Consider the following 22456-nt stretch of genomic DNA (forward strand, 5'->3'; position numbering starts at 1 on the left):
GTGGACAGGGAAATCTCCCACCAGGCCGGTGCACGGGAGGTGGTCTCGATACGCCCTCGCTCGTGCCTCGCGAGGGCTACTCACCAACGAAAGTGCGGCTAGTCCCCTTCGAATCCGATCAACCACTGGAGGCCGAAGCGGTCGACGACCCGGCCGTCGAACGCGCCCCAGGGACGGCGCTGGAGGTCGTCGAGGACGGTGCCGCCGTCGGCGAGAGCGGCGAACCAGGCGCGCATCGTGTCGGGATCTGCGGTGCCGAGCAACGACAGCATCCAGCCCTCGCCGAGGACGGAGGGCTCGTCGGCGACCGCATCCGCGGCGAACAGCGCCACCGGACCGTCGATCAGCTGACCGTGCGCGATCGCGTCGGCGGGGCCGTCGGTCCGGTTGAAGTCGGCGAGCGTGTGCACGAGCGCGCGGCCGCCGAAGACCCCAGCGTAGAAGGCGAGCGCGTCGCGGGCAGTGCCGGCGAGGTGGAGGTACGGAACGGGAGCCACGGGCATGAGGCCGACCCTACGTGGGGTCAGCGCGCGATCCCGGCCACCAGCGCGCCGGTCACGTCGACCAGGTCCGCGGGAGTGAGCTCGATGTCCAGGCCGCGGCGGCCGCCGGAGACGAAGACGGTGTCCCACAGCTCGGCGGTCTCGTCGAGCACGGTCCGGTGCGTCTTCTTCTGGCCGACGGGCGAGATGCCGCCGACGACGTACCCGGTGGCGCGCTGGGCCCGGTCGACGTCGGCCATCGCCGCCTTCTTGCCGCCGAGCGCGGCGGCGAGCGCCTTGAGGTCGAGCGAGCAGGTGACGGGGACGATCCCGACGCACAGCTGGCCGTCGAGGTCGACCATCAGCGTCTTGAACACCCGGTCGGGGTCGGCGCCGATCGCTTCCGCCGCCTCGAGGCCGTAGGACGCCGCCCGCGGGTCGTGGTCGTACTCGTGCAGCCGGTACGCCAGACCGAGCCGGGTGAGGGTCTGGGTCGCCGGCGTGCTCACCGCGCGATCGTCCCACGCGGTCTTCAGCGGGCGGTCAGCTCCCGAACTTGAGGGGGACCGTCCGCTCGGGCAGCGTCAGCCGGATCTGGCTGCCTCCGGTCGTCGTCAGGCTCGCGGTGCCACCGACGGTGAACCTGCCGTGCTCGAGGTCCCCCGGCACCTCGAACACGGCATCGATCCGGTCCGCGGCGGGATCGAGGTCGATCGGCTCGTAGGTCTTCCCGTTGTCGTCGGTGAACCGCATCCACTGCGTCGAAAGAGGCGCCGGTGCCGGCACCGCGGGAGTCGACCGCTCCGCGGTCACCCGGAGGTACGCCGACGCGGGGTCCTTCAGCGGGCGGCGCGGCTCGAAGAAGTACAGCTCGGCTCCCTCGACGTGGACGTCGAAGGTGAGGTCGGACGTGGAGAGTCCCGTCGGCGGGTCCGCCGTCGCGACCAAGCCCTCGAACGTCCCCGTCTTCGCCGCCACGGTGAGCTCGCGGTCCCTGCGATCACGGGCAAGGACCTCGATGTTGGATCCCGTGGCCCGACCGGTGGCCAGCGAGAGGGACTGCCGGTAGCCGTCGGCCCGGTAGACCAGCTCGGCGTCGTTCTCGCCCTCTGGCAGGGCCACCACGAAGCATGGCCCGCCCTTCGGCAAGGGAATCGCGCGACTGCCCACCTCCACGCGGAGACCGAGCGAGGGCCAGGAGGCGCACCCGCCGGATGCGCAGCCTTCGAAGGGCGCCAACCGGAACGCAAGCAGGCTGCCCCCGTCCGGCGCGACTCGGGTCTGGTCGCCCTCGCCGACGCTGTCGACCGGTCCGGCGCCTACCACGGCGACACCGCCGGTTCGCGCCGCCATGGCTGAGGTCCCGGACGGTGCCGGCAGGCTCATCGGCCGCACGCCGACGACGGCGCCCGGCTCGAGAGCCTTCGCCGGCACGTCCGGAGGCGGACCCACGTCGGGTGGCGTCGAGGTGGTGGTCACCGACGGTGCCCCACTGTTGTCGTCGTCTCCCCGGACGACCACCAGAGCAACGACGGTGCCGGCTACGACCACGATCAGCGCGAGGGCGGTCAGGACGACCACGCGGACGACCGCACGCCGCTGCGGCGTCGTTCCCCCAGGCCCGGGCGGCGGTGGGATGCTCGACGCCGGCGCGCGCGACGTCCGTGGTGGGCCGTTGACCGGCGGAACCGTGGACGGTGGGAAGGGTGGAGGCGGAGGAGCGTTCGGAGCCGCCGTCGGCGGTGGGGGGAGGTAGGTCGGGGGCAGTGTGATGCCCGGGGTCGGCGTGGGCGTCGAACGACTCCCGGGGGCGGCGTCGAAGCGGAGGACGGTCTCGGCATCGATCCGACCCAGCGCGAAACCGATCACGGCGACCGCCCAGCGCGACCTGGCGGGGTCGTCCGAGCCACGGTCGCGCGCCAGGCCGTCTCCCGCCTCGACGATCGCTGCGACGCCGAGCCCGCCCTGATCGAGAAGTGCGGTCAGGCGACGTACCGCGCCCAGGCGGACAGCGTCGACGAGCACGTTGATCTCGCCGATGGACGCCTCGGACTCGTCCACGAAGTCGTCGAGCGCTCCGCGGAACTCCATCGGGTCCTCCAGGACGTTCGCACCGCGCACCTGCACGAGGCCCCGGAGCGTGTCGTGGACCGCCATGGATCAGAACGGTGCCACGACCGGCCTGGTTCGGGTCCGCACTTGCCAAAGATGAGGTAGCCCGGTTGAAAGATCTCCCGCGCGCCGGCGGGCGGGGTTATGGTCCGAGATCACCCGTGCAGTCCCGATCAACCCTGGGGGGTCGCCGTGCGCCGGCTGATCACCACTCTCCTCACCGTGACCCTCGCGGTCACACTGCTCGGCGCAGCGGTCGCCAGAGCGGACGCCGCGGACACGACGAAGACGGTCCGAGGGCACGACTACACCATCCGCGACTTCAGCTCCCCTGGCCTGACGTTCTGGGACAGCGCCTGCGGCGACCCGCTGGTCTACAACCCGAACCGCGTCTACGTGAGCTACCGCCGCGGCGGCGCTGCAGGCACGACGCAGGCGATCGGTTGGGGATCTCGCAATGACAAGACCGGCGGCGAGTTCGGCGTGCTGGCCAGGGTGCCGGACCCGGCAACGCTCACGACCCTCAACGCCGCCGTCGACGCCGCCGGCAACGGCAGGGGCGACCTGCAGGCCTTCCTGCGGGGCTCGGACGGGTGGTACGTCGGCGACGTCGGGCTGATCGCGAACGTCAACGGATGGGGCGAGTGGGACAACCTGGCGACCGTGTCCCTGGGCTGGCGGTACCAGAAGGACGACGGCACCATCACCGACTTCAGCGCGACCGGAACCATCCAGGAGATCGCGACCGCTCATCCCGAGGTGACGTTCGCCAGGGTGGGCCTGCTCTTCGGTTGCAACGGTGAGCAGTACGACATCGACGACCTGCGGATCGGAACGGCCGCGGGTCTGACCACCTACGACTTCCAAGGTCTCGGCCGGTCGACGGCGCACGTCTCCGCATGGATCCCGGCGAAGCGGAAGTGGCTCCGGGACGCACAGTCAGGTTGGCTCGACTACGGCGGAGCTGCCTATGTCGGCGGGGACGCGACCCTGGATCGCACAGGGAACTACTACTTCGACTACGGCCGGCTCTTCATGCGGCCCTACGGCAGCTCGGACTGGAAGCCGGCCGGAAAGGAGCGGCTCTTCACCGAGAAGACCTACGCCGTCTACAAGGTCCGGCCCACCCGTCGCACCGCCTACCGGTTCGCCACTGCCGGCATCGCCGCGGACGAGAGCGTGTCGAAGGCGTTCGTGATCGACGTACGCGCGCGACTGCGCGCCCATGCCGACCGCGGCAAGGTCCAGCAGGGCCAGCGGATCGACGTCACCGGCTCCTACGCCCCCCGGAACAAGGGGGTCCGGGTCGCGCTGGAGCGCAAGAGCGGCGCGCGGTGGCACACGATCGCGCGAGACCGGACCAGCCCTCGCGCGACGTTCGGGTTCCACCCTCGCGCGAGCTCGGTCGGCAAGTGGGTGCTCCGGGTCGTCGCCGCGAACGGCGGGGGCAACCTGGGCAACCAGACCGGCCGCTTCGTCGTCCAGGTCACGCCCAAACCCGATCCGCCGGCGCCGTGCGGGGCGGCGTGCGACACCTCCACGCCCGATCCCGCGTCCACGGGCACCGCGCCGCCCGACGACCCGCAGCCCGACGACGGCATCCCGCCGGTATTCCGGCATCCCGCGTCGAAGACGCCGGCGCAGCACCACGCAGACTCAGCCGTGTCGCTGCAGTTCCCGTCCGTCCCAGTAGCGAGGCAGACGGCTCACTGACACCCAGCCGCCCTAGTGGGCGGCCTCGTGCCAGGAGCGGCCGGTGCCGACCGACACGTCGAGCGGTACGGCGAGGTCGGCCGCGCCACCCATCTGCTCCCGGACGATCCGCTCCAGCGCGTCCCGCTCGCCTTCGGCGACCTCGAACACGAGCTCGTCGTGCACCTGCAGCAGCATCCGCGAGGCCAGGCCGGACTCGTCGATCGCCTCCTGCGTGCGGAGCATGGCCACCTTGATCACGTCGGCGGCCGAGCCCTGGATCGGCGCGTTGAGAGCCATCCGCTCGGCCATCTCGCGGCGCTGGCGGTTGTCGCTCGTCAGGTCGGGCAGGTAGCGCCGCCGGCCCATGATCGTCTCGGTGAACCCGGTGCGCCGGGCCTCGTCGACGACGCCCGAGAGGTAGTCGCGGATCCCGCCGAACGTCTCGAAGTACTCGTCCATCAGGACCCGTGCCTCGCTCGGCTCGATCCCGAGCTGCTGGCCGAGCCCGAACGCCGAGAGACCGTAGGCCAGGCCGTAGTTCATCGCCTTGATCTTGGCCCGCTGCTCGGGCGTCACCGAGTCGGCCGGGACCTCGAACACCCGCGACGCGGTGATCGAGTGGAAGTCGCGGCCGGACCTGAACGCCTCGATCAGCAGCTCGTCCTCGGAGAGGTGCGCCATGATGCGCATCTCGATCTGGCTGTAGTCGGCCGTCATCAAGCAATCCCAAGCAGCGCCCGGACCGTCTGGTCCGACAACGAATCCCTCGCGGATCCGGCGGCCCTCCTCGGTGCGGATCGGGATGTTCTGCAGGTTCGGCTCGGTCGAGGAGAGCCGCCCGGTCGCCGCGATCGTCTGGTTGAACGTGGTGTGGATCCGGCCGTCGGGCGCGACGGTCTTGAGCAGCCCCTCGATGGTCTGCCGCAGCCGGCTGACATCGCGGTGCCGCAGCAGGTGCAGCAGGAACGGGTGCTCGGTCTTCACGAACAGCGCCTGCAGCGCGTCGGCATCCGTCGTGTAGCCGGTCTTGGTGCGCTTGGTCTTCGGCATGCCGAGCTCGTCGAACAGCACCACCTGGAGCTGCTTGGGCGAGCCGAGGTTGATCTCCTTGCCGATGACCGCGAACGCCTCCTCGGCCGCCGACCGCACCTCGTCGCCGAAGTGGCTCTCGAGGGCTGTCAGGTGGTCGAGGTCGACCGCGATGCCGGTCTGCTCCATCTTCGCGAGCAGGTGCACCAGCGGCAGCTCCACCTCGGCGAGCAGCCGGCTGCCACCGTGCTCCTCGACCGCGGTGTCCAGCGTCTCGGCGAGGTCGAGCACGGCCCGCGCGTGCAGCGCGGCCGTCGCCACGACGCCGGCCCCGGCCGGGTCGTCGTCAGCGGCGAACAGCGTGTCCTGCTCGGCGTCGGCCTCGACGCGCAGCTCGCGCTTGAGGTAGCGCACCGTCAGGTCGGCGAGGTCGTAGGAGCGCTGGTCGGGCCGGACGAGGTACGCCGCGAGCGCCGTGTCGCTCACCACCCCCCGCAGCGCCCACCCGTGCGCCGCGCACGCGAGCACCGGGCCCTTCGCGTCGTGCAGCACCTTCGGCCGGTCGGCGTCGGCCAGCCACTCCCCCAGGACCTTGTCGTCCTCCGGCGTCAGCTTCTCCGGATCGACGTACGCCGCGCGGCCGTCTCCCAGGGCAAACGCCATGCCCTCGATCCGGCCGGTGCCGGAGCCCCAGGCGCCGCGGACGTGGATGCCGACGCGCTCGGTGCCGACCGCGTCGAGCCAGGGGCCGACCTCGGACTCGCCCAGGATGGTCGTCTCAAGCTCGAAGCCGCCCTCCTCGACCTCCTCCTCCGAGGTGAGCGTCTCGAACAGCCGGTCCCGCAGCACTCGGAACTCCAGGCTGTCGAAGAGCGTGTGCACCTCGTGCCGGTCCCAGGGACGGATGGCCAGGTCGGGAGGCGTGAGCTCCATCTCGAGGTCGGTCACGAGCGCGTTGAGCCTGCGGTTGCGGATGACGTCTCCGAGGTGCTCGCGGAGGGCCTCGCCCTTCTTGCCGGTGATCTCGTCGGCGTGGGCGATCACGTTGTCGAGGCCGTCGTAGGTGTTGATCCACTTGGCGGCGTAGCCGACTCCCACACCCGGCACGCCTGGCAGGTTGTCGGACGTCTCCCCCACGAGCGCCGCGATCTCCGGGTAGCGGTGCGGCGGGACGCCGTACTTCTCCTCGACGGCGGCCGGCGTCATTCGCGCGAGGTCGGAGACGCCCCGCATCGGGTAGAGCACCGTGGACCGGTCGCTCACCAGCTGGAGCGAGTCACGGTCGCCGGTGAGGATCAGCACCTCCATGTCGGACGTCTCGTCGGCGAGCGCCTGCGTCGTCAACGTGGCGATGATGTCGTCGGCCTCGAAGCCGGGCTTCTTCAGGTAGGGGATCCGCAGCGCGTCGAGGACCTCCTCGATCAGCGGCAGCTGGCTGCTGAACTCGGTGGGGGTCTTGTTGCGCTTGGCCTTGTACTCGGAGTACTCCTCCATCCGGAACGTCTGCCGCGAGACGTCAAACGCCACCGCGATGTGGGTCGGCTGCTCGTCGCGGAGCACGTTGATGAGCATCGACGTGAAGCCGTAGACCGCGTTGGTGTGCTGGCCGGTGGTGGTCGAGAAGTTCTCGACCGGGAGCGCGAAGAACGCGCGGTAGGCGAGCGAGTGACCGTCGAGGAGGAGGAGTCGTGGTCGCACCAGCCGACTCTATCCAGCCCTACCGACATCTCCCCCGGCCCGCCCGCACCGATACCGTGACGCCATGAGCGACGCCCAGGACCTCACCGCCGCGATGCCCCAGGGCATGGGAGCCCTCAACGACAAGATGGGCATCGAGATCATCGAGGCGTCCGTGAATCGCGTGGTCGCGACGATGCCGGTCGAGGGGAACACCCAGCCCTACGGGCTGCTGCATGGCGGCGCCTCGGTGGTGCTGGCCGAGACACTCGGGTCGATGGGGTCGGCGCTGCACGCGCAGCCGGACCGCTACCCCGTCGGTGTCGACATCAACGCCACGCACCACCGTGCGGCCACCTCGGGGACCGTCACCGGCGTGGCGACGCCGATCCACCTCGGCCGCAGCACGGCCGCTTGGGAGATCGTCATCTCCAACGAGGAGGGCAAGCGCGTCTGCACCTCGCGCATCACCTGCGCGCTGCTGCCCTACCAGCCGAACAGCTAGGGCTGCTCCGGCGCCACCGGCGGGACGGAGTCGGGGAACGCGACCCGGTCCTGTCCTCGGCTGCGCCGCTGCGACCGGCGTGCCGCGAGGACGCGCGGCATGCTGCGGCCACCCGCGACGGGCGGTGTCACCCGGCTGCGCAGCAGCGAGGTGGGCGCGGCGCGCACGGTGCCGACCGGGGCGAGCCCGAGCCGCGCCATGAACCTGTTGGCGTCGCGTGCCGTCGCCGGGACGGCGGTCGTCACGTGGAGCACGCAGTTCTCCTCGGCGAACGAGGTGGCGGCGTCCATCAGGGCCCGACCGACCCCGTGCCGGCGGGCGTGGTCGAACACGCGCGGCTGGATCGACTGGACGCACGGCTCGAGGTTGAGCGGCGACATCGTGGTGAGACGGAGGAAGACCGCGCCGGCGACGCGGCCGTCGTACTCGACCACGACGAACCGCTGCTCCGGAGACGCCGCGGCGTTCTTGATGACGAGCTCGAGGTCGGCGACCTGCTCGGCCCGGTCCACGCGGCGGAGCTGGTCGCTCCACAGCTCCGCGAGCACCGGGGCATCCTCACGACAGGCGATCCTGGGGACCAGGCTCGTTCGGCTCATGCTCGAACACCTCTCGATCCGACCGGTTGCGGGTCATGCGACCTGCAGCCCGGGTCACACTACGCTCGGCCCGGGCGTTCGCGACAGGGGCACCTACAACAACCCACAGCATCCGGGAGGAGCGACGTGATCCCAGGCTCGGGCACGGTGGTCAACGTCGCCACCGTGCTGCTCGGCTCCCTCGTCGGACGGCTCGCCGGCAACCGGCTGCCTCAGCGCACCCGGGAGCTGGTCACCGACGGGCTGGGCCTGGTGACCCTCCTCATCGCCGCGATCTCGGCGATGGCCGTGCTCGACCCGGCGCTGTCCGACGAGGTCGGCGACAGCGCGCCGGTCCTGATCGTCCTCGGCGCCGTGCTGATCGGCGGCATCGCCGGCTCGCTGCTGCGCCTCGAGCAACGGGTCGAGGCGTTCGGGGGCTTCCTGCAGCGGCGTCTGGCCGGCGACGCGTCCTCCTCGGACCGGCAGCGCTTCGTCGAGGGGTACGTCGTCGCGTCGCTCATCTTCTGCACGGGACCGCTCACCATCCTCGGCTCGCTCGAGGACGGCCTCGGCCACGGCGCCGAGCAGCTGTACCTCAAGTCTGCCCTCGACGGCTTCGCGGCGATCGCGTTCGCCGCCGCCTTCGGGTGGGGGGTCGCGGCGAGCGTCGTGACGCTCGTGGTGGTCCAGGGCGGCCTCACCCTCGTCGGTCTGGCGCTCGGCGACGTGCTCCCGGACGCCCACCTGGCGGCCATCACCGCCACCGGAGGCCTGCTGCTCGTCGGCGTCGCGCTGCGGCTGCTCGACCTCAAGCAGATCGCCGTCGCCGACCTGCTCCCCGCGCTCGTCGTCGCCCCGCTCCTGGTGGAGCTGGTGGCCGTGTTGCGGTGAGGCGCCGATCCCCTAGGGTGCGGCTATGAGGAAGCTGACCCCGGTTCTCGCCCTGTTCATCGCGGCAGCCTTCGGGCTGAGCGCCTGCGGCTCCAACGACAGCGGTACGACGTCGACCGGCGCCCAGGTCGTCGACAAGGGCACCCTGACCGTCTGCTCCGACGTGCCCTACCCGCCGTTCGAGGACTTCGACAAGTCCAGCGACACGGGGTTCACGGGCTTCGACATCGACATCATGAGCGAGATCGCCAAGCGGCTCGACCTCGACCTCAAGGTCCAGGACTCGGCGTTCGACCCGCTGCAGAACGGCAGCGCGCTCGCTTCCGGTCAGTGCGACGTCGCCGCGTCCGCGATGACGATCACGCCCGATCGCGAGAAGGTCATCGACTTCTCCGACGGCTACTACGCGTCGAAGCAGTCGCTGCTCGTGCCCAGCGACAGCGACATCGCCTCGATCGACGACCTGTCCGGCAAGAAGGTCGGCGTCCAGCAGGGCACGACCGGCAAGACGTACGCCGAGGAGAACGCCCCCGACGCCGAGCTGGTGAGCTTCCCGAGCGACGCGGAGATGTACCAGGCGATCAAGGCCGGCCAGGTCGACGCGCTGCTGCAGGACCTCCCGGTGAACCTCGACCACACCAAGGACGGCCAGTTCAAGATCGTCGAGACCTACGACACCGATGAGGAGTACGGCTTCGGGATCAAGAAGGGCAACACCCAGCTCGTCGAGGACATCAACGGGGCGCTGAAGGACATGCACGACGACGGCACCTACGACACGATCTACAACAAGTACTTCAAGGTCGACTGAGTCGTGGCCGGAGCGACGCGCTCGTGAAGCGGACCACTCGGAGGAGGCTCGTCCTCGTCGGCCTGAACGTCCTCGTCCTCGCGTTCGCCCTCGCGGCGGTCCTCCTGGTCAAGGCCAACTGGGACACGATCGGGCCGAACTTCTGGAGCCCGGGCCGCAAGGACACCTGGCGCGACCTGATCACGACCGGCGTCAAGAACACGGTCATCTACACGGTGATCGCGTTCTCCGGCGGCCTCGTGCTCGCGGTCGCGCTCGCGCTGGGACGCCTGTCCCCGGTCTTCACGCTGCGCTGGGTGGCGACGGCCTACATCGAGTTCTTCCGTGGGCTACCCGCGCTTCTGGTGATCAGCTTCATGGCGTACGGCCCGGAGATCGCCTTCGGCTGGCGCCCTCCCGGCGGACTGCCCGGCGCTGGGCTGCTCGCGCTGATCCTGGTCGCGAGCGCCTACATGGCCGAGACCGTCCGCGCCGGCATCCAGGCGGTCCCGAGGGGGCAGTCCGAGGCCGCTCGATCTCTGGGGATGGGCGGCGGCGCGACCATGGTCCGGATCATCCTCCCCCAGGCGTTCCGCGTGGTGATTCCGCCGCTGACGAACGAGTTCGTGCTGCTCATCAAGGACACGGCCCTGCTGTCGGTCATCGGTGTCCAGCTCGGCCAACGCGAGCTGACCACGGTCGCGCGCGACTTCGAGTCGACAGGCGCGACTGCGCAGACGTCGACGAGCCTGGTTCAGGCCGCCCTGATCTACCTGGTGATCACCATCCCGCTCACCCAGCTGGTCAGCTGGCTCGAGCGCCGGCAGCGGAGGGCGACCCGATGACCACCGCGGCGATCGAAGTCAAGAACCTGCACAAGTCCTTCGGCAAGGTCGAGGTCCTCAAGGGGATCGACTTCCACGTCGACCCCGGCGAGGTCGTCTGCGTCATCGGGCCCTCGGGGTCCGGCAAGTCGACCCTGCTCCGGTGCGTGAACCGGCTCGAGGAGCCGACGTCGGGTGAGATCCTGGTGGAGGGCATCGACATCTGCGACCCCAACGTCGACCTGAACGGGGTCCGGTCGCGGATCGGCATGGTGTTCCAGCAGTTCAACCTGTTCCCGCACCTCAACGTGCTGCAGAACCTCACCATCGCCCAGCGCCGCGTTCGCGGGCGGAACAAGGGCGAGGCGGTCGAGATCGCGCGTCACAACCTGGCGAAGGTCGGCCTGGCGGAGCGCGAGAAGGCCTACCCGGCCCAGCTCTCCGGTGGCCAGCAGCAACGCGTCGCGATCGCCCGGGCCCTGTCGATGAACCCCGACATGATGCTGTTCGACGAGCCGACCAGCGCGCTGGACCCCGAGCTGGTCGGCGACGTCCTCGCGGTCATGAAGGACCTCGCCGCGGAGGGCATGACGATGATGGTCGTCACCCACGAGATGGGCTTCGCGCGCGAGGTGGGCAACAAGCTGGTCTTCATGGACGACGGTGTCGTCGTGGAGGAGGGTGTCCCGAGCGAGGTCCTCGCGTCGCCCCAGCACCAGCGCACGCAGGCCTTCCTCTCGAAGGTCCTGTAGCGCGGCGGTCAGGCGCGGCGCGCCGTGTTTCGGCGATTTCACCGCAACGGGACCCAGGTAACGGTTTGATGAAGACACCAGGGCGTTCGGTCCCCCGACCCCTGGTGAGATCTAGCGTGACGAGCGTTGGCGGCCTCAGTCGGGGCGCCATCGCGGGTAATCCAACGACTGAGAGGTCAACCTGTGAAGCTTCACTCCTCCGCTGCCATGGTGAAAGTCCTGGCATGCACCACCCTGCTCAGCCTCGGGCTCGCGGCCTGCGGCAACAGCGACGACGACTCGGGCGGCAGCAGCTCCGCCAGCGACACCAGCAGCGCGAGCGGCAGCAGCGACTCCTCGGCGATGACCGACGACAAGTGCTCGGCGAACGACACCAGCTCGCTGCGCATCGGCGAGCTCCTCCCCGTCACCGGCTCGCTCGCGTTCCTCGGGCCCCCCGAGATCAGCGGTGTCGGCCTGGCCATCTCCGACGCGAACGCCGCCGGCGGCGTCAACGGCCAGAAGATCTGCTACGACCTCCAGGACTCCAGCGACTCCGACCATCTCCAGGTGTCGACCAAGGGTGCCAAGACCCTCGTCGCCAACCAGGACCCGGTCGTCATCGGCGCCGCGTCCTCCACGGTCTCCCTGAACGTGGTCGACTACTTCGACGCCCACAAGACCGTGGAGATCTCGCCGGCGAACACCTCGCCGAGCCTGTCCGGCGCGTCGCCGTTCTACTTCCGCACCGCGCCGCCGGACTCGGTCCAGGGCTCGGCGCTCGGGTCGCTGATCAGCCAGGACGGCGCCTCCCGCGTCGCGTTCCTCGTCTTCGAGGACGACTACGGCACCGGTCTGCGTGACAACGTGCAGAAGACCATCGAGGCCGCGAACGGCCAGTGCGTCTACGGCTGCAAGGGCGACGGCCAGGAGTTCGCTCCGGCGGAGACGAACTTCTCCTCGCAGGTCCAGCAGGCGCTGGCCAGCAACCCCGACGCCATCGCGGTGATCGCGTTCGACCAGACGAAGTCGATCCTGCCCGAGCTGAGCAAGCAGGGCTGGGACATGTCCAAGGTCTACATGACCGACGGCAACACGGCCGACTACAGCAAGGACTTCGACCCCGGACTGCTCGAGGGTGCCCAGGGCACCATCCCCGGCGCGGACGCGAGTGACGAGTTCAAGCAGCGGGTGTCGGACTGGAACCAGATGGCGAACGGCAAGCCGCTCGACGACTACTCCTACGCCGCTGAGTCCTACGACGCCACGATGCTCGCCATCCTGGCGGCTGCCAAGGGCGGCAAGAACGACTCGACGACGATCCAGCAGAACCTGCCGTCGGTGTCCGGCACCGACGACGGCACCGAGTGCAGCACGGTGTCCGACTGCCTGGACGCGATCGGGAACGGTGACACGATCCACTACACCGGCCCCTCGTCGATCGGTCCGTTCAACAGCGACAACGACCCGTCCTCGGCGTACATCGGCATCTACAAGTACGACAAGACGAACAAGAACATCCTGTCCACGACCATCCAGGGTTCGGTCGGCTGACCTGAGCCTCTAGCAACGAACGAGGGCCGAGCGGCAACAGCCGCTCGGCCCTCGTTCTTGTCGTCTCCGTGGTGCGCTCAGCCGGCGCCGCCGGTCGCGCCCGTAGTGCCGCTGCGCTTCTCGTCGACGTCCTTCGCCAGGGTGCCGAGGTAGAGCTCGATCACCTTGGGGTCGTTGGCCAGCTCCTTGCCCGTGCCGGTGTGGGCGTCGCGGCCCTGGTCCAGGACGTAGCCGCGGTCGCAGATCTGCAGGCAACGGCGCGCGTTCTGCTCGACCATGACGACGCTGACGCCGGTCTGGTTGATCTGCTTGGTGCGGATGAAGGTCTCGTCCTGGCGGACCGGCGAGAGGCCGGCGGACGGCTCGTCGAGCAGGAGCACGTCGGGCTCCATCATCAGGGCGCGTGCCATCGCCAGCGACTGCCGCTCACCGCCGGACAGCGCGCCCGCCTGGCGGGTGCGCCGCTCGTGCAGGTTCGGGAAGAGGTCCCACATCGCCGCGAGCCGCTCCTTGGCCTTCTTCGGGCGTAGGTAGAGACCCATGAGGAGGTTCTCCTCGATGTCGAGCGAGGGGAACACGTTGTTGCTCTGCGGCACGAAGCCGACGCCCATCTCAACGAGCCGGTTGGTGCGCTCGTTGGTGATGTCCCGGGCGCCGATCTTCACGGTCCCGGAGTGGACGTGCACCTGGCCGAACATGGCCTTGAGCAGCGTCGACTTGCCGGCGCCGTTGGGGCCGATGATGCCGATCATCTCGCCGGCGTGGGCCACCAGGCTGCACCCGTTGAGGATGTTGACTCCCGGGATGTACCCCGCGACGACGTTGTCGACCTCGATGACGGGCTGATCGCTCATCCGAGCTCCTCCCTCTCCTGCTCCTCCTCGGCCACCTCGGACTCGATCTCGTCGTAGTCCAGCTCGGCGAGGTCGGTCTCGTGGTGGGCGCCGAGGTAGGCGTCGATGACGGCCGGGTCGGACATCACCGTGTCGGACGGGCCCTCAGCCACGATCCGGCCCTCGGCCATCACGACGACCCACTCCGAGATGTGGCGTACGACGTGCATGTCGTGCTCGACGAAGAGCACCGTCATGCCGTCGTCCCGCAAGGACTGGATGTGGCCCAGCAGCGACTGGGTCAGCGCCGGGTTCACCCCGGCCATCGGCTCGTCGAGCATGATCATCGTCGGGTCGCTCATCAGCGCCCGGGCCATCTCCAGCAGCTTGCGCTGACCACCGGACAGGCTGCCGGCATAGTCGTCCTTCTTGGTGTCGAGCTTGAAGCGCGCGAGCAGGTCGAGCGCCTTCGCGTGGACCTCGGCCTCCCGCTTGCGCCACGCCGGCGGGAACAGGGACAGCGCGAGCCGCTCGCCCGGCTGGTTGGACGCGCCGAGCATCATGTTCTCCAGCACCGTCATCCGCGACAGCGCCTTCGTCAGCTGGAACGTGCGCACCATCCCGGTGCGGGCGATCGCCGCGGCCCCGGTCCGGGTGAGCTGCTTGCCGTTGAAGTTCCAGGCCGCGCCGCCCTTGCCGGCCGACGTCGGCTGGTCGAAGCCGGTCATCAGGTTGAAGAACGTCGTCTTGCCGGCGCCGTTGGGACCGATCAGGGCGGTGATGATCCCGCGCTGGACCTCGAGGTGCTCGACGTCGACCGCCGTGATGCCGCCGAACTGCCGGACGATCTTGTCGACCCGGAGGATCGGGTCCGGCTTGGCCGACCCCGGCGTCCTCTCGACCGACGCCAGGGCGTCGGCCCGTGCAGTGGCCTCAGACATGGAATCTCAGCTCTCTCTTGTCGCCGAAGATGCCCTGAGGTCTGAATATGACCAGCAGCATGAGCACCGTCCCCATCACGACGTACGCCGTCGGCTCGGCCTGCTGGTCGGACAGGAACGAGTCCGGGACGTAGAAGCGGACGATGCCCTCGATGGTCCACTGGCCGAAGAAGTAGAGCACCGGCCCGATGATCGGTCCGAGCAGGGTGGCGGCACCGCCGATCAGCAGCGCCGTGTAGCAGAGGAACGTCATCGGACGGGCCTGGTCGTCGGCCTTGATCGCGCCGAGCGACAGGGCATAGACCATGCCGCCCAGCGCTCCGAAGCAACCGCCGATGATCAGCGCCTGCAGCTTCACGGCGAACACGTTCTTGCCGAGGGACCGGATCGCGTCCTCATCCTCGCGGATGCCCTTGAGCATCCGGCCCCAGGGGCTGCGGGTCAGCAGGTAGACGATGCCGGTGCAGATCGCCGCGAGCACCCAGCCGACGAACACCACCCACCATCCCGTCGACGACGCCACGTGGTCCCCGACCTTGGAGTCGCCCGTCGAGAGCTCGGTGAGCGGGAACATGAACAGAGCGGCGAGCAGCAGCACCACGCCGAGGCCCACCATGACGAGGATCTTGCGGGTCCCGGACGCCAGCTTCATTCCCGCCAGGACCAGGCCCACGGCAAGCGCGAGCACGACCAGCCAGCCGAAGATCCGGAAGCCGGCGCTCGTGGAGACGTCGGCGTAGTTGAACGACAGGATCTGCCAGGTCTTGTAGTGCGGGAAGAACGAGAGGTTCAGGAACGCCGGGTCGTACTTCTTGCTCGGGAAGCCGAGCGAACCGCCGGTCAGGCTCTTGAATCTCTCGGAGTTGCCGAGGATCTTGATCACCTCGGCGGCCGCGATGGTCACGATCGCGAGGTAGTCGCCTCGCAACGTCAGCGCGGAGAATCCGATGATCATCGCGAACACCGTCGCTAGTGCGAACCCGATGAGGATGGCCACGACGAACGGGATGTCGTGGGCCACCGAGATCGCGAAGCCGTAGCCACCGAGCAGCATGAAGCCCGCCTGGCCCATGTTGAGCAGCCCGGTGTAGCCGAAGTGCACGTTGAGCCCGATGATCACGATCGCGATCGCCGCCGTCTTGGCGCCGATCCCCTCCCGCAGGACGTCGGTGAGAAGTGCTTGCAACTGGTCCATGTCGCTGCTCCTAACCGACCCTCTGGGCCTTGCCGAGAAGACCCTGCGGCCGGAACAGCAGCATCAGGATCATCAACAACATCGCGGTGGCGTACTTCAGGTCGTCCGGTACGCCGAGCGTCGGCACCACACTCGCGATCATCCCGATCACCATCGAGCCGACGAGCGCGCCGAACGCCGTACCGAGTCCTCCCAGGGTGACCGCCGCGAAGAGCAGCAGCAGGATCTGGGAGCCCGTGAGCGCGGTGATGCCGTTCTGGATCACCAGGGCGTAGAGAAGTCCGGAGAGGCCGGCGAGGGCGAGCGCGACCGTCCAGACCATCCGGATCACGTGATCGGTGTCGATGCCCGAGGCCATCGCCAGGGCCGGGTTGTCGGAGACCGCTCGGGTCGCTCGCCCGAGCCGGGTCCGCATGAGCGCGAAGCCGATCGCGGCGATGATCGCGATCGAGATCAACGCGGCGGTGAGCGACAGCGACGTCCAGGCGACCTTGTCGCCGAAGATGTAGTGCGGCGTGACCGTCTTCTTCGACACCTGCTTGGTGTCGGTGGACAGCATCAGCTGGTAGAAGAACAGCAGCGCGAGGGAGAGGCCGATGCTGACGATCATCAGCTGGATCAGACCGAGCCCGCGGCGGCGCAGCGGCTGCCAGATCAGCCGGTCCTGCAGCCAGCCGATCCCCGCACAGACGAGCACGACCAGGATGCCGGCCGGCAGCAGCCCGATCGTGCCGATGCCGGGGAGGCCCACGTTGCAGAACCAGTAGCCGAGCACGCCGCCGAGGGTCACCTGCTCGCCGTGCGCGAAGTTCGACATCCCGGTCGTGCCGTAGATCAGCGACACCCCGATCGACGCCAGCGCCAGCAGCAGCCCGAACACGATGCCGTTGTAGATGCCCTGCATCACCTCGGCGGTCTTGTCCTTCTGGTTCGGGTTGTAACCGCTGGCGTTGATGCTGAACGACGCGGAGTTGGCCGAGATCGTGCCGAACTTGATCGGCAGGCTCACCTCGTTCTTGCCCTCCACGGACATCCCGGAGGGGAGCGTGCTCTCGTCGAGCGACACCTTGTAGGTGCCCTCCTCCGTGACGTTGAAGTGCCACTTGCCGTCCGAGTCGGACTCCGTCGTCTGCTCGTCACCGCTCGGCGTTGTCAGGACGACCGTGGCGCCGGAGATCGGAAGGTTCTTCTGCTTGCCCTGCCGGACGAGGAGCGTGCCTTGGATGCACGCCGACTCGAGCGTCTGGGTGCACGTTTCGTCGTCGGCGGCATGCGCCGGTGGCGCCGTGGACAGCGCGCAGAGAAGGCCGACGAACGCGACAACGATCGCGCCGACCACCCCCCGTACCGCCCGGTGGCCCGTGGACTTCGGTGTGATCAACGCGACCGATCCCTTTCCTAGGCTGCCGGGCAGTCTAGGGCCGCACCACCCTCGCGCCACCCCCTAACGGGCCGGTAACAACGACCGAAATCAGGCAGTTACCTGATGGTGACCTGGCGGGAGCCCGGGCCGGACGTCGGTTCAGGCGCCGGGAACGCCGTGCGAGACGACCCCTTCGGCGACCTCGCGCATCGACATCCGGAGGTCCATCGCGGTCTTCTGGATCCAGCGGAACGCCTCCGACTCGCTGAGGTCGAGCTGCTCCTGCAGGATCCCCTTCGCACGCTCGACGGCCTTCCGGGTCTCCAGCCGGTCGGTCAGGTCGGTCACCTGCGCCTCGAGCTCGGCAAGCTCGGCGTACCGGCTGACGGCCATCTCGATCGCCGGCACCAGGTCGGACTGCGTGAACGGCTTCACGAGATAGGACATCGCGCCGGCCTCGCGCGCCCGCTCGACCAGGTCGCGCTGGGAGAACGCGGTCAGCATGACCACCGGCGCGATGCGCTTCTCCGCGATCTGCTCGGCCGCCGCGATCCCGTCGAGGACCGGCATCTTCACGTCGAGGATGACGAGGTCCGGCCGCAGCTGCTCGGCGAGCTCCACGGCCTTCTGCCCGTCGCCCGCCTGCCCGACGACGTCGTAGCCCTCCTCGGCCAGCATCTCGGCGAGGTCCATCCGGATCAGCGTCTCGTCCTCGGCGATGAGCACGGTGCGGGGCGTCGGCGTCTCGGTCACGGGCAAAGGCTATCGAGCGTGCGGTCCGAGCCGCCCAGGGGAATATGAGGCGCTGTCCGCCGCAGGCTAGAGTCGCCAGCGCGCCGGGTTGCTGGAACAGGCAGACAGGGCGAGCTCAAACCTCGCTGCCCTCTGGGCGTGCGGGTTCGAGTCCCGCACCCGGCACGATCGGACGAGATTCTGTCGGTGTCCAAGCGCACGCTCCTCCCCTGCCCCACGTTCGCCCGATATCGACGGTCGAATCCGCACTGCGCGACTCGGATGCCGGCATGAGCGACAGCGCCAACGCGGTCAAGCACGAACGGCCGATAGTCCTCGACGGATGGCAGCGACAGATCGTCCGGGCGCACCCCGGCCCGTTCCTGCGGGGACTGTTCCATTCCGATGGGTGTCGGACGACGAGCTCCACGACTCGGCTGGTCGCCGGAGAGCCGAGGACCCTGGGCGCTCGATCTCGTCGACGTGGCGTGGCGGCAGTCCGATCCTCGGGTCAACAGTGTCTCCAGACGCGAAGCGGTGGCGCGGCTCGACGACTTGATCGGATCGAAGTCATGACCGGCAATCCTCACGTCGATGCTTCGCGGTAGCACTCATGTCGCGAGCCGGTCATCCGGCCTAGCCTCGACCTCATGCGAACCGAAGCCTCGGACAAGTGGGTCCGCGCGTACGTCGGCGACGTGGCGGTGGTCGACAGCCGACGGCCGCTGCTGTTCTGGGAGGACCGGTTCCCGGTGCCGGGCTACGCCTTCCCGCGCGACGACGTACGGACCGACCTGCTGACCCCGTCGCAGACCAGGCAGACCGTGCGGAACTTCCACACGCCGAAGGGGCCGGTGAAGGCGTTCTACGACCTCGAGGTCGCCGGCCGCAGGCTCGAGCACGCCGCCTGGGAGCGGGACGACCCCGCGCTGGAGGGCCTGCTGGTGCTGACCTGGGAGCCCGGCGTGCTCGACCGGTGGACGGAGGAGGACGAGGAGGTCGTCGCGCACCCGCGGGACCCGCACAAGCGGGTCGAGGCGATCGCGAGCTCCCGGCACGTGGAGGTCTCGGTCGACGGCACGGTGCTCGCCGACAGCCACGCGCCGGTGCTGCTCTTCGAGACCCACCTGCCGACCCGCTACTACCTGCCGCGGGAGGATGTCCGGCTGGATGCGCTGGTGCCCAGCGCGAATGTGTCGACCTGCCCCTACAAGGGGGTCGCCGACGAGTACTGGAGCCTCCCGGGTGAGGCCGGCATCGACAACGTCGCCTGGTCGTACGCCGATCCCTACCCCGCCGTCCAGCGGGTGGCGGGCCGGATCGCCTTCTACAACGAGCTGGTCGACATCACCGTCGACGGCGAGCCGCAGGAGCGGCCGCAGTCGATCTTCAGCAAGGCGGGCAACCGCCCGACGTCGGGCTAGGTGGTCGAGCGGCGCCGGTAGGCCGGCGCCACCTCGTTGATGGCGTCGCCCATCCGGTGCACGCGCAGCGCGTTGGTCGACCCAGGGATCCCCGGCGGGCTGCCCGCGACGATCACCACGAGCTCGCCCTCCTTCACGCGGCCGATCCGGAGCAGCTCCTCGTCCACCTGGCGCACCATCTCGTCGGTGTGCTCGACCGACTGGGTCTGGAACGCCTCGACGCCCCAGGTCAGCGACAGCTGCGACCGGGTCCGGGCCTCGGGGGTGAACGCCAGCGTGGGGATACCACTGCGCAGGCGGGAGACGCGGCGAGCGGAGTCGCCGGACTGGGTGAACGCGACGACGTACTTCGCGCCGACCCGCTGGGCGACCTCCTCGGCCGCCTTGGTGATGATGCCCGCCCGCGTGTGCGGGTCCCACAGCATCGGCCCGAACTGTCGGCCGCCCGCGTCGTGCTCGAGCGCGTGCCTCTCGGTCGAGGAGATGATCCGCGCCATCGTCTCGACCGTGTGGATCGGGTGCTCCCCCACGCTGGTCTCGCCGGACAGCATCACCGCGTCCGCCCCGTCGAGGACGGCGTTGGCGACGTCGCTGGTCTCAGCACGGGTCGGCGCCGGGTTGGACACCATCGACTCCAGCATCTGCGTCGCGACGATCACCGGCTTCGCGTTGCGGCGGGCCTTCTCGATGACCTGCTTCTGGAGGAACGGCACCTCCTCCAGCGGGCACTCCACCCCGAGGTCGCCACGGGCGACCATGAACGCGTCGAAGGTCTCGACGATCTCGTCGAGGTTGTCGATCGCCTGCGGCTTCTCGATCTTGGCGATCACCGGGAGGAAGATGCCCTCCTCGCGCATGATCCGGCGTACGTCGTCGGCGTCCGAGGCGCTCCGCACGAAGCTGAGCGCGATGAAGTCGACGCCGAGCCGCAGCGCGAACCGCAGGTCCTCGACGTCCTTGTCGGACAGCGCCGGCACGGACACCGCGACGCCCGGCAGGTTGATGCCCTTGTTGTTGCTGACCTGACCTCCGACGAGCACCTCGGTGCGGACGTCGGTGTCGTCGACGTCGACCACGCGCAGCCGGACCTTGCCGTCGTCGATCAGGATCGGGTCGCCGGGATTCACGTCACCGGGCAGGCCCTTGTAGGTCGTCCCGCAGATGGTCGTGTCGCCCTGGACGTCGCGGGTGGTGATCGTCCACTCCTGGCTGCGGTGCAGCGCGACCGGCCCGTCGGCGAACCGCTCGAGACGGATCTTCGGACCCTGCAGGTCAGCGAAGATGCCGACCCCGTGCCCGCTGGCGTCCGAGGCCGCCCGCACCAGCTTGTAGACCTCGGCGTGGTCCTCGTGGGACCCGTGACTCATGTTCATCCGGGCGACGTCCATGCCGGCGTACACCAGCTCGCGGATGCGCCGCTCCGAGCTCGTCGCGGGGCCGAGCGTGCAGACGATCTTGGCTCTTCTCACGGGGAGAGCCTAGCGAGAATGTGATCGTTCCAACCGGCCGCCCGGCTACCGCTGAGTAGCCGGGCGGCCAACGGTCGGGACCGTCAGACCACCAGGGGCCGCGCGGTGGGCGGGATCGGCGCCGGCAGCGTCGTGCTCCCCGTCAGGTAGGCGTCCACCGCGGCGGCGGCGGCGCGACCCTCGGCGATCGCCCAGACGATCAGCGACTGGCCGCGGCCGGCGTCGCCGGCGACGAACACGCCGTCCACCGACGACATGTAGTCCTTGTCGCGGGCCACGTTGCTGCGCTCGTCGAGCTCGACACCGAGCTGCTCGACCAGGCCCGGGCCCTCCGGCCCGAGGAAGCCCATCGCGAACAGCACCAGCTCGGCCGGGATCTCGCGCTCGGTGCCCTCGACCTCGACGAGCTTGCCGTCCTCGAAGCGGACGTCGACCAGCCGCAGCGCCTTGACGTTGCCGTCTTCGTCGCCGACGAACTCCTTGGTCGACACGCCGTAGACGCGGTCGCCCGCCTCCTCGTGGGCCGAGGAGACGCGGAAGGTCATCGGGTACGTCGGCCACGGCTGACCTGCGGGACGGTCGACCGGGGGCTCGGGCATGATCTCGAGCTGGGTGATCGACTTCGCTCCCTGGCGCACCGAGGTGCCGAGGCAGTCGGCGCCGGTGTCGCCGCCGCCGATGATGACGACGTTCTTGCCCTCGGCGGTGACCTGGTCCTCGCCCGGCAGCTGAGGCTCCCCGAGCGAGGCCCTGTTCGACTGCGGGAGGAAATCCATCGCCTGCAGGATCCCGCCGAGCTCGCGGCCGGGCACCGGCAGGTCGCGGGGCACCGTGGCCCCCATCGCGAGCACCACCGCGTCGTAGCGGTCGCGCAGCCTGTCGCCGGTCAGGTCACCGACGCCGACCTCGACGCCGGACCGGAACACCGTGCCCTCGCGCTTCATCTGCTCGAGGCGACGGTCGAGGTGCCGCTTCTCCATCTTGAACTCGGGGATCCCGTAGCGCAGCAGACCGCCGGGCTTGTCCGCACGCTCGTAGACGGCGACCGTGTGCCCGGCGCGGGTGAGCTGCTGGGCCGCGGCGAGGCCGGCCGGGCCGGAGCCCACGACGGCGACGGTCCGGCCGGAGAGCCACTCCGGCGGCTGCGGCCGCACGAAGCCCGAGTCCCAGGCCTTGTCGATGATCGAGACCTCGACGTTCTTGATCGTCACCGCGGGCTGGTTGATGCCGAGCACGCACGCGGTCTCGCACGGGGCCGGGCACAGCCGCCCGGTGAACTCCGGGAAGTTGTTGGTCGCGTGCAGGCGCTCGATCGCGCCCTCCCAGTCGTCGCGCCAGACCAGGTCGTTCCACTCGGGGATGAGGTTGCCGAGCGGGCAGCCCTGGTGGCAGAACGGGATCCCGCAGTCCATGCAGCGGCCGGCCTGCTCGGTGATGATCGGCAGCAGGGCGCGGCCGATGCCCCCCTCGGGGTAGACCTCGTTCCAGTCGTGCACCCGCTCCTCGACCGGCCGACGCTCGGCGACCTTGCGGGTGGCCTTGAGGAACCCTCGTGGGTCAGCCATCGCATTCCTCCTGGTTGTCGGTCACGTCACCGTTCAGCGGGCTTGCCCCGAGGGCAACGACGT

At 69.4% G+C, this 22456-nt stretch carries 20 protein-coding genes and 1 tRNA gene; 9 read left to right on the top strand and 12 right to left on the bottom strand.

Annotated elements, in window-relative coordinates; all coding sequences use genetic code 11:
- Window positions 1–98 precede the first annotated feature (98 nt).
- Genes ABD709_RS12440 through ABD709_RS12450 form a run of 3 tightly spaced genes read right to left on the bottom strand, consistent with a single transcriptional unit; the run spans window position 99 to window position 2639 of the window.
- Window positions 99–503: a VOC family protein gene (locus ABD709_RS12440; RefSeq protein ID WP_344775821.1), complete on the bottom strand. Its 405-nt coding sequence runs from the start codon at window positions 501–503 to the stop codon at window positions 99–101.
- 20 nt (window positions 504–523) lie between these two features.
- Window positions 524–991, bottom strand: a complete 468-nt coding sequence (gene ybaK, locus ABD709_RS12445) for a Cys-tRNA(Pro) deacylase (RefSeq protein WP_344775823.1) — start codon at window positions 989–991, stop codon at window positions 524–526.
- Between the two features lie 34 nt (window positions 992–1025).
- A complete protein-coding gene (locus ABD709_RS12450) occupies window positions 1026–2639 on the bottom strand; it encodes a hypothetical protein (RefSeq protein WP_344775825.1) in 1614 nt (537 codons plus the stop codon).
- 177 nt (window positions 2640–2816) lie between these two features.
- On the opposite strand from ABD709_RS12450, the gene ABD709_RS12455 reads away from it, so the two are divergent.
- Complete coding sequence (locus ABD709_RS12455) at window positions 2817–4307, top strand: hypothetical protein (protein ID WP_344775827.1); 1491 nt, start codon at window positions 2817–2819, stop codon at window positions 4305–4307.
- A 12-nt stretch (window positions 4308–4319) separates the two neighbouring features.
- Here the strand turns inward: ABD709_RS12455 and polA are convergent, their stop codons facing one another.
- Complete coding sequence (gene polA / locus ABD709_RS12460) at window positions 4320–7016, bottom strand: DNA polymerase I (protein ID WP_344775829.1); 2697 nt, start codon at window positions 7014–7016, stop codon at window positions 4320–4322.
- 64 nt (window positions 7017–7080) lie between these two features.
- On the opposite strand from polA, the gene ABD709_RS12465 reads away from it, so the two are divergent.
- The gene (locus ABD709_RS12465) at window positions 7081–7500 is read left to right on the top strand and encodes a hotdog fold thioesterase (RefSeq protein WP_344775831.1); all 420 of its coding nucleotides are present in this window, start codon (window positions 7081–7083) and stop codon (window positions 7498–7500) included.
- Here ABD709_RS12465 and ABD709_RS12470 read toward each other — a convergent pair.
- Entirely contained in the window at window positions 7497–8099 is a 603-nt protein-coding gene (locus tag ABD709_RS12470) for a GNAT family N-acetyltransferase (protein ID WP_344775833.1), read from the bottom strand. The two genes, ABD709_RS12465 and ABD709_RS12470, sit on opposite strands and share 4 nt — an antisense overlap.
- Before the next feature lie 126 nt (window positions 8100–8225).
- Between ABD709_RS12470 and ABD709_RS12475 the strand changes: the two genes are divergently transcribed.
- From ABD709_RS12475 to ABD709_RS12495, 5 genes are all read left to right on the top strand, one after another.
- Window positions 8226–8972: a DUF554 domain-containing protein gene (locus tag ABD709_RS12475; protein WP_344775835.1), complete on the top strand. Its 747-nt coding sequence runs from the start codon at window positions 8226–8228 to the stop codon at window positions 8970–8972.
- Between the two features lie 25 nt (window positions 8973–8997).
- Complete coding sequence (locus tag ABD709_RS12480) at window positions 8998–9783, top strand: ABC transporter substrate-binding protein (RefSeq protein ID WP_344775837.1); 786 nt, start codon at window positions 8998–9000, stop codon at window positions 9781–9783.
- 23 nt (window positions 9784–9806) lie between these two features.
- The gene (locus tag ABD709_RS12485) at window positions 9807–10607 is read left to right on the top strand and encodes an amino acid ABC transporter permease (RefSeq protein ID WP_344775839.1); all 801 of its coding nucleotides are present in this window, start codon (window positions 9807–9809) and stop codon (window positions 10605–10607) included.
- Complete coding sequence (locus tag ABD709_RS12490) at window positions 10604–11338, top strand: amino acid ABC transporter ATP-binding protein (RefSeq protein WP_344775841.1); 735 nt, start codon at window positions 10604–10606, stop codon at window positions 11336–11338. The genes ABD709_RS12485 and ABD709_RS12490 overlap by 4 nt, the downstream gene beginning before the upstream one ends.
- A 210-nt stretch (window positions 11339–11548) precedes the next feature.
- A complete protein-coding gene (locus tag ABD709_RS12495) occupies window positions 11549–12871 on the top strand; it encodes an ABC transporter substrate-binding protein (protein WP_344775843.1) in 1323 nt (440 codons plus the stop codon).
- Between the two features lie 77 nt (window positions 12872–12948).
- Here ABD709_RS12495 and ABD709_RS12500 read toward each other — a convergent pair whose 3' ends face one another.
- From ABD709_RS12500 to ABD709_RS12520, 5 genes are all read right to left on the bottom strand, one after another.
- Window positions 12949–13725, bottom strand: a complete 777-nt coding sequence (locus tag ABD709_RS12500) for an ABC transporter ATP-binding protein (RefSeq protein WP_344775845.1) — start codon at window positions 13723–13725, stop codon at window positions 12949–12951.
- Window positions 13722–14645, bottom strand: a complete 924-nt coding sequence (locus tag ABD709_RS12505) for an ABC transporter ATP-binding protein (RefSeq protein WP_344775847.1) — start codon at window positions 14643–14645, stop codon at window positions 13722–13724. The genes ABD709_RS12500 and ABD709_RS12505 overlap by 4 nt, the downstream gene beginning before the upstream one ends.
- Window positions 14638–15840: a branched-chain amino acid ABC transporter permease gene (locus ABD709_RS12510; RefSeq protein WP_344775849.1), complete on the bottom strand. Its 1203-nt coding sequence runs from the start codon at window positions 15838–15840 to the stop codon at window positions 14638–14640. The genes ABD709_RS12505 and ABD709_RS12510 overlap by 8 nt, the downstream gene beginning before the upstream one ends.
- 10 nt (window positions 15841–15850) lie before the next feature.
- Window positions 15851–17221 carry an ABC transporter permease subunit gene (locus ABD709_RS12515; protein WP_344775851.1) on the bottom strand — a complete coding sequence of 457 codons (1371 nt, stop codon included), beginning with the start codon at window positions 17219–17221 and terminating at the stop codon, window positions 15851–15853.
- A gap of 141 nt (window positions 17222–17362) precedes the next feature.
- A complete protein-coding gene (locus tag ABD709_RS12520) occupies window positions 17363–17956 on the bottom strand; it encodes an ANTAR domain-containing response regulator (RefSeq protein WP_344775853.1) in 594 nt (197 codons plus the stop codon).
- A gap of 82 nt (window positions 17957–18038) precedes the next feature.
- On the opposite strand from ABD709_RS12520, the gene ABD709_RS12525 reads away from it, so the two are divergent.
- Together ABD709_RS12525 and ABD709_RS12530 are read left to right on the top strand one after the other, a co-directional pair.
- Window positions 18039–18121, top strand: a tRNA-Leu gene (locus ABD709_RS12525).
- Window positions 18122–18585: 464 nt separating this feature from the next.
- Entirely contained in the window at window positions 18586–19359 is a 774-nt protein-coding gene (locus ABD709_RS12530; RefSeq protein ID WP_344775855.1) for a DUF427 domain-containing protein, read from the top strand.
- Here ABD709_RS12530 and pyk read toward each other — a convergent pair.
- Both pyk and ABD709_RS12540 read right to left on the bottom strand, forming a co-directional pair.
- Entirely contained in the window at window positions 19356–20828 is a 1473-nt protein-coding gene (gene pyk, locus ABD709_RS12535; protein ID WP_344775857.1) for a pyruvate kinase, read from the bottom strand. The two genes, ABD709_RS12530 and pyk, sit on opposite strands and share 4 nt — an antisense overlap.
- Window positions 20829–20911: 83 nt before the next feature.
- Complete coding sequence (locus tag ABD709_RS12540; protein ID WP_344775859.1) at window positions 20912–22393, bottom strand: glutamate synthase subunit beta; 1482 nt, start codon at window positions 22391–22393, stop codon at window positions 20912–20914.
- Window positions 22394–22456: the final 63 nt, after the last annotated feature.

The sequence above is a fragment of the Nocardioides panacisoli genome (assembly GCF_039537325.1).
In the GTDB taxonomy this organism is placed as follows: Bacteria; Actinomycetota; Actinomycetes; order Propionibacteriales; family Nocardioidaceae; genus Nocardioides; species Nocardioides panacisoli.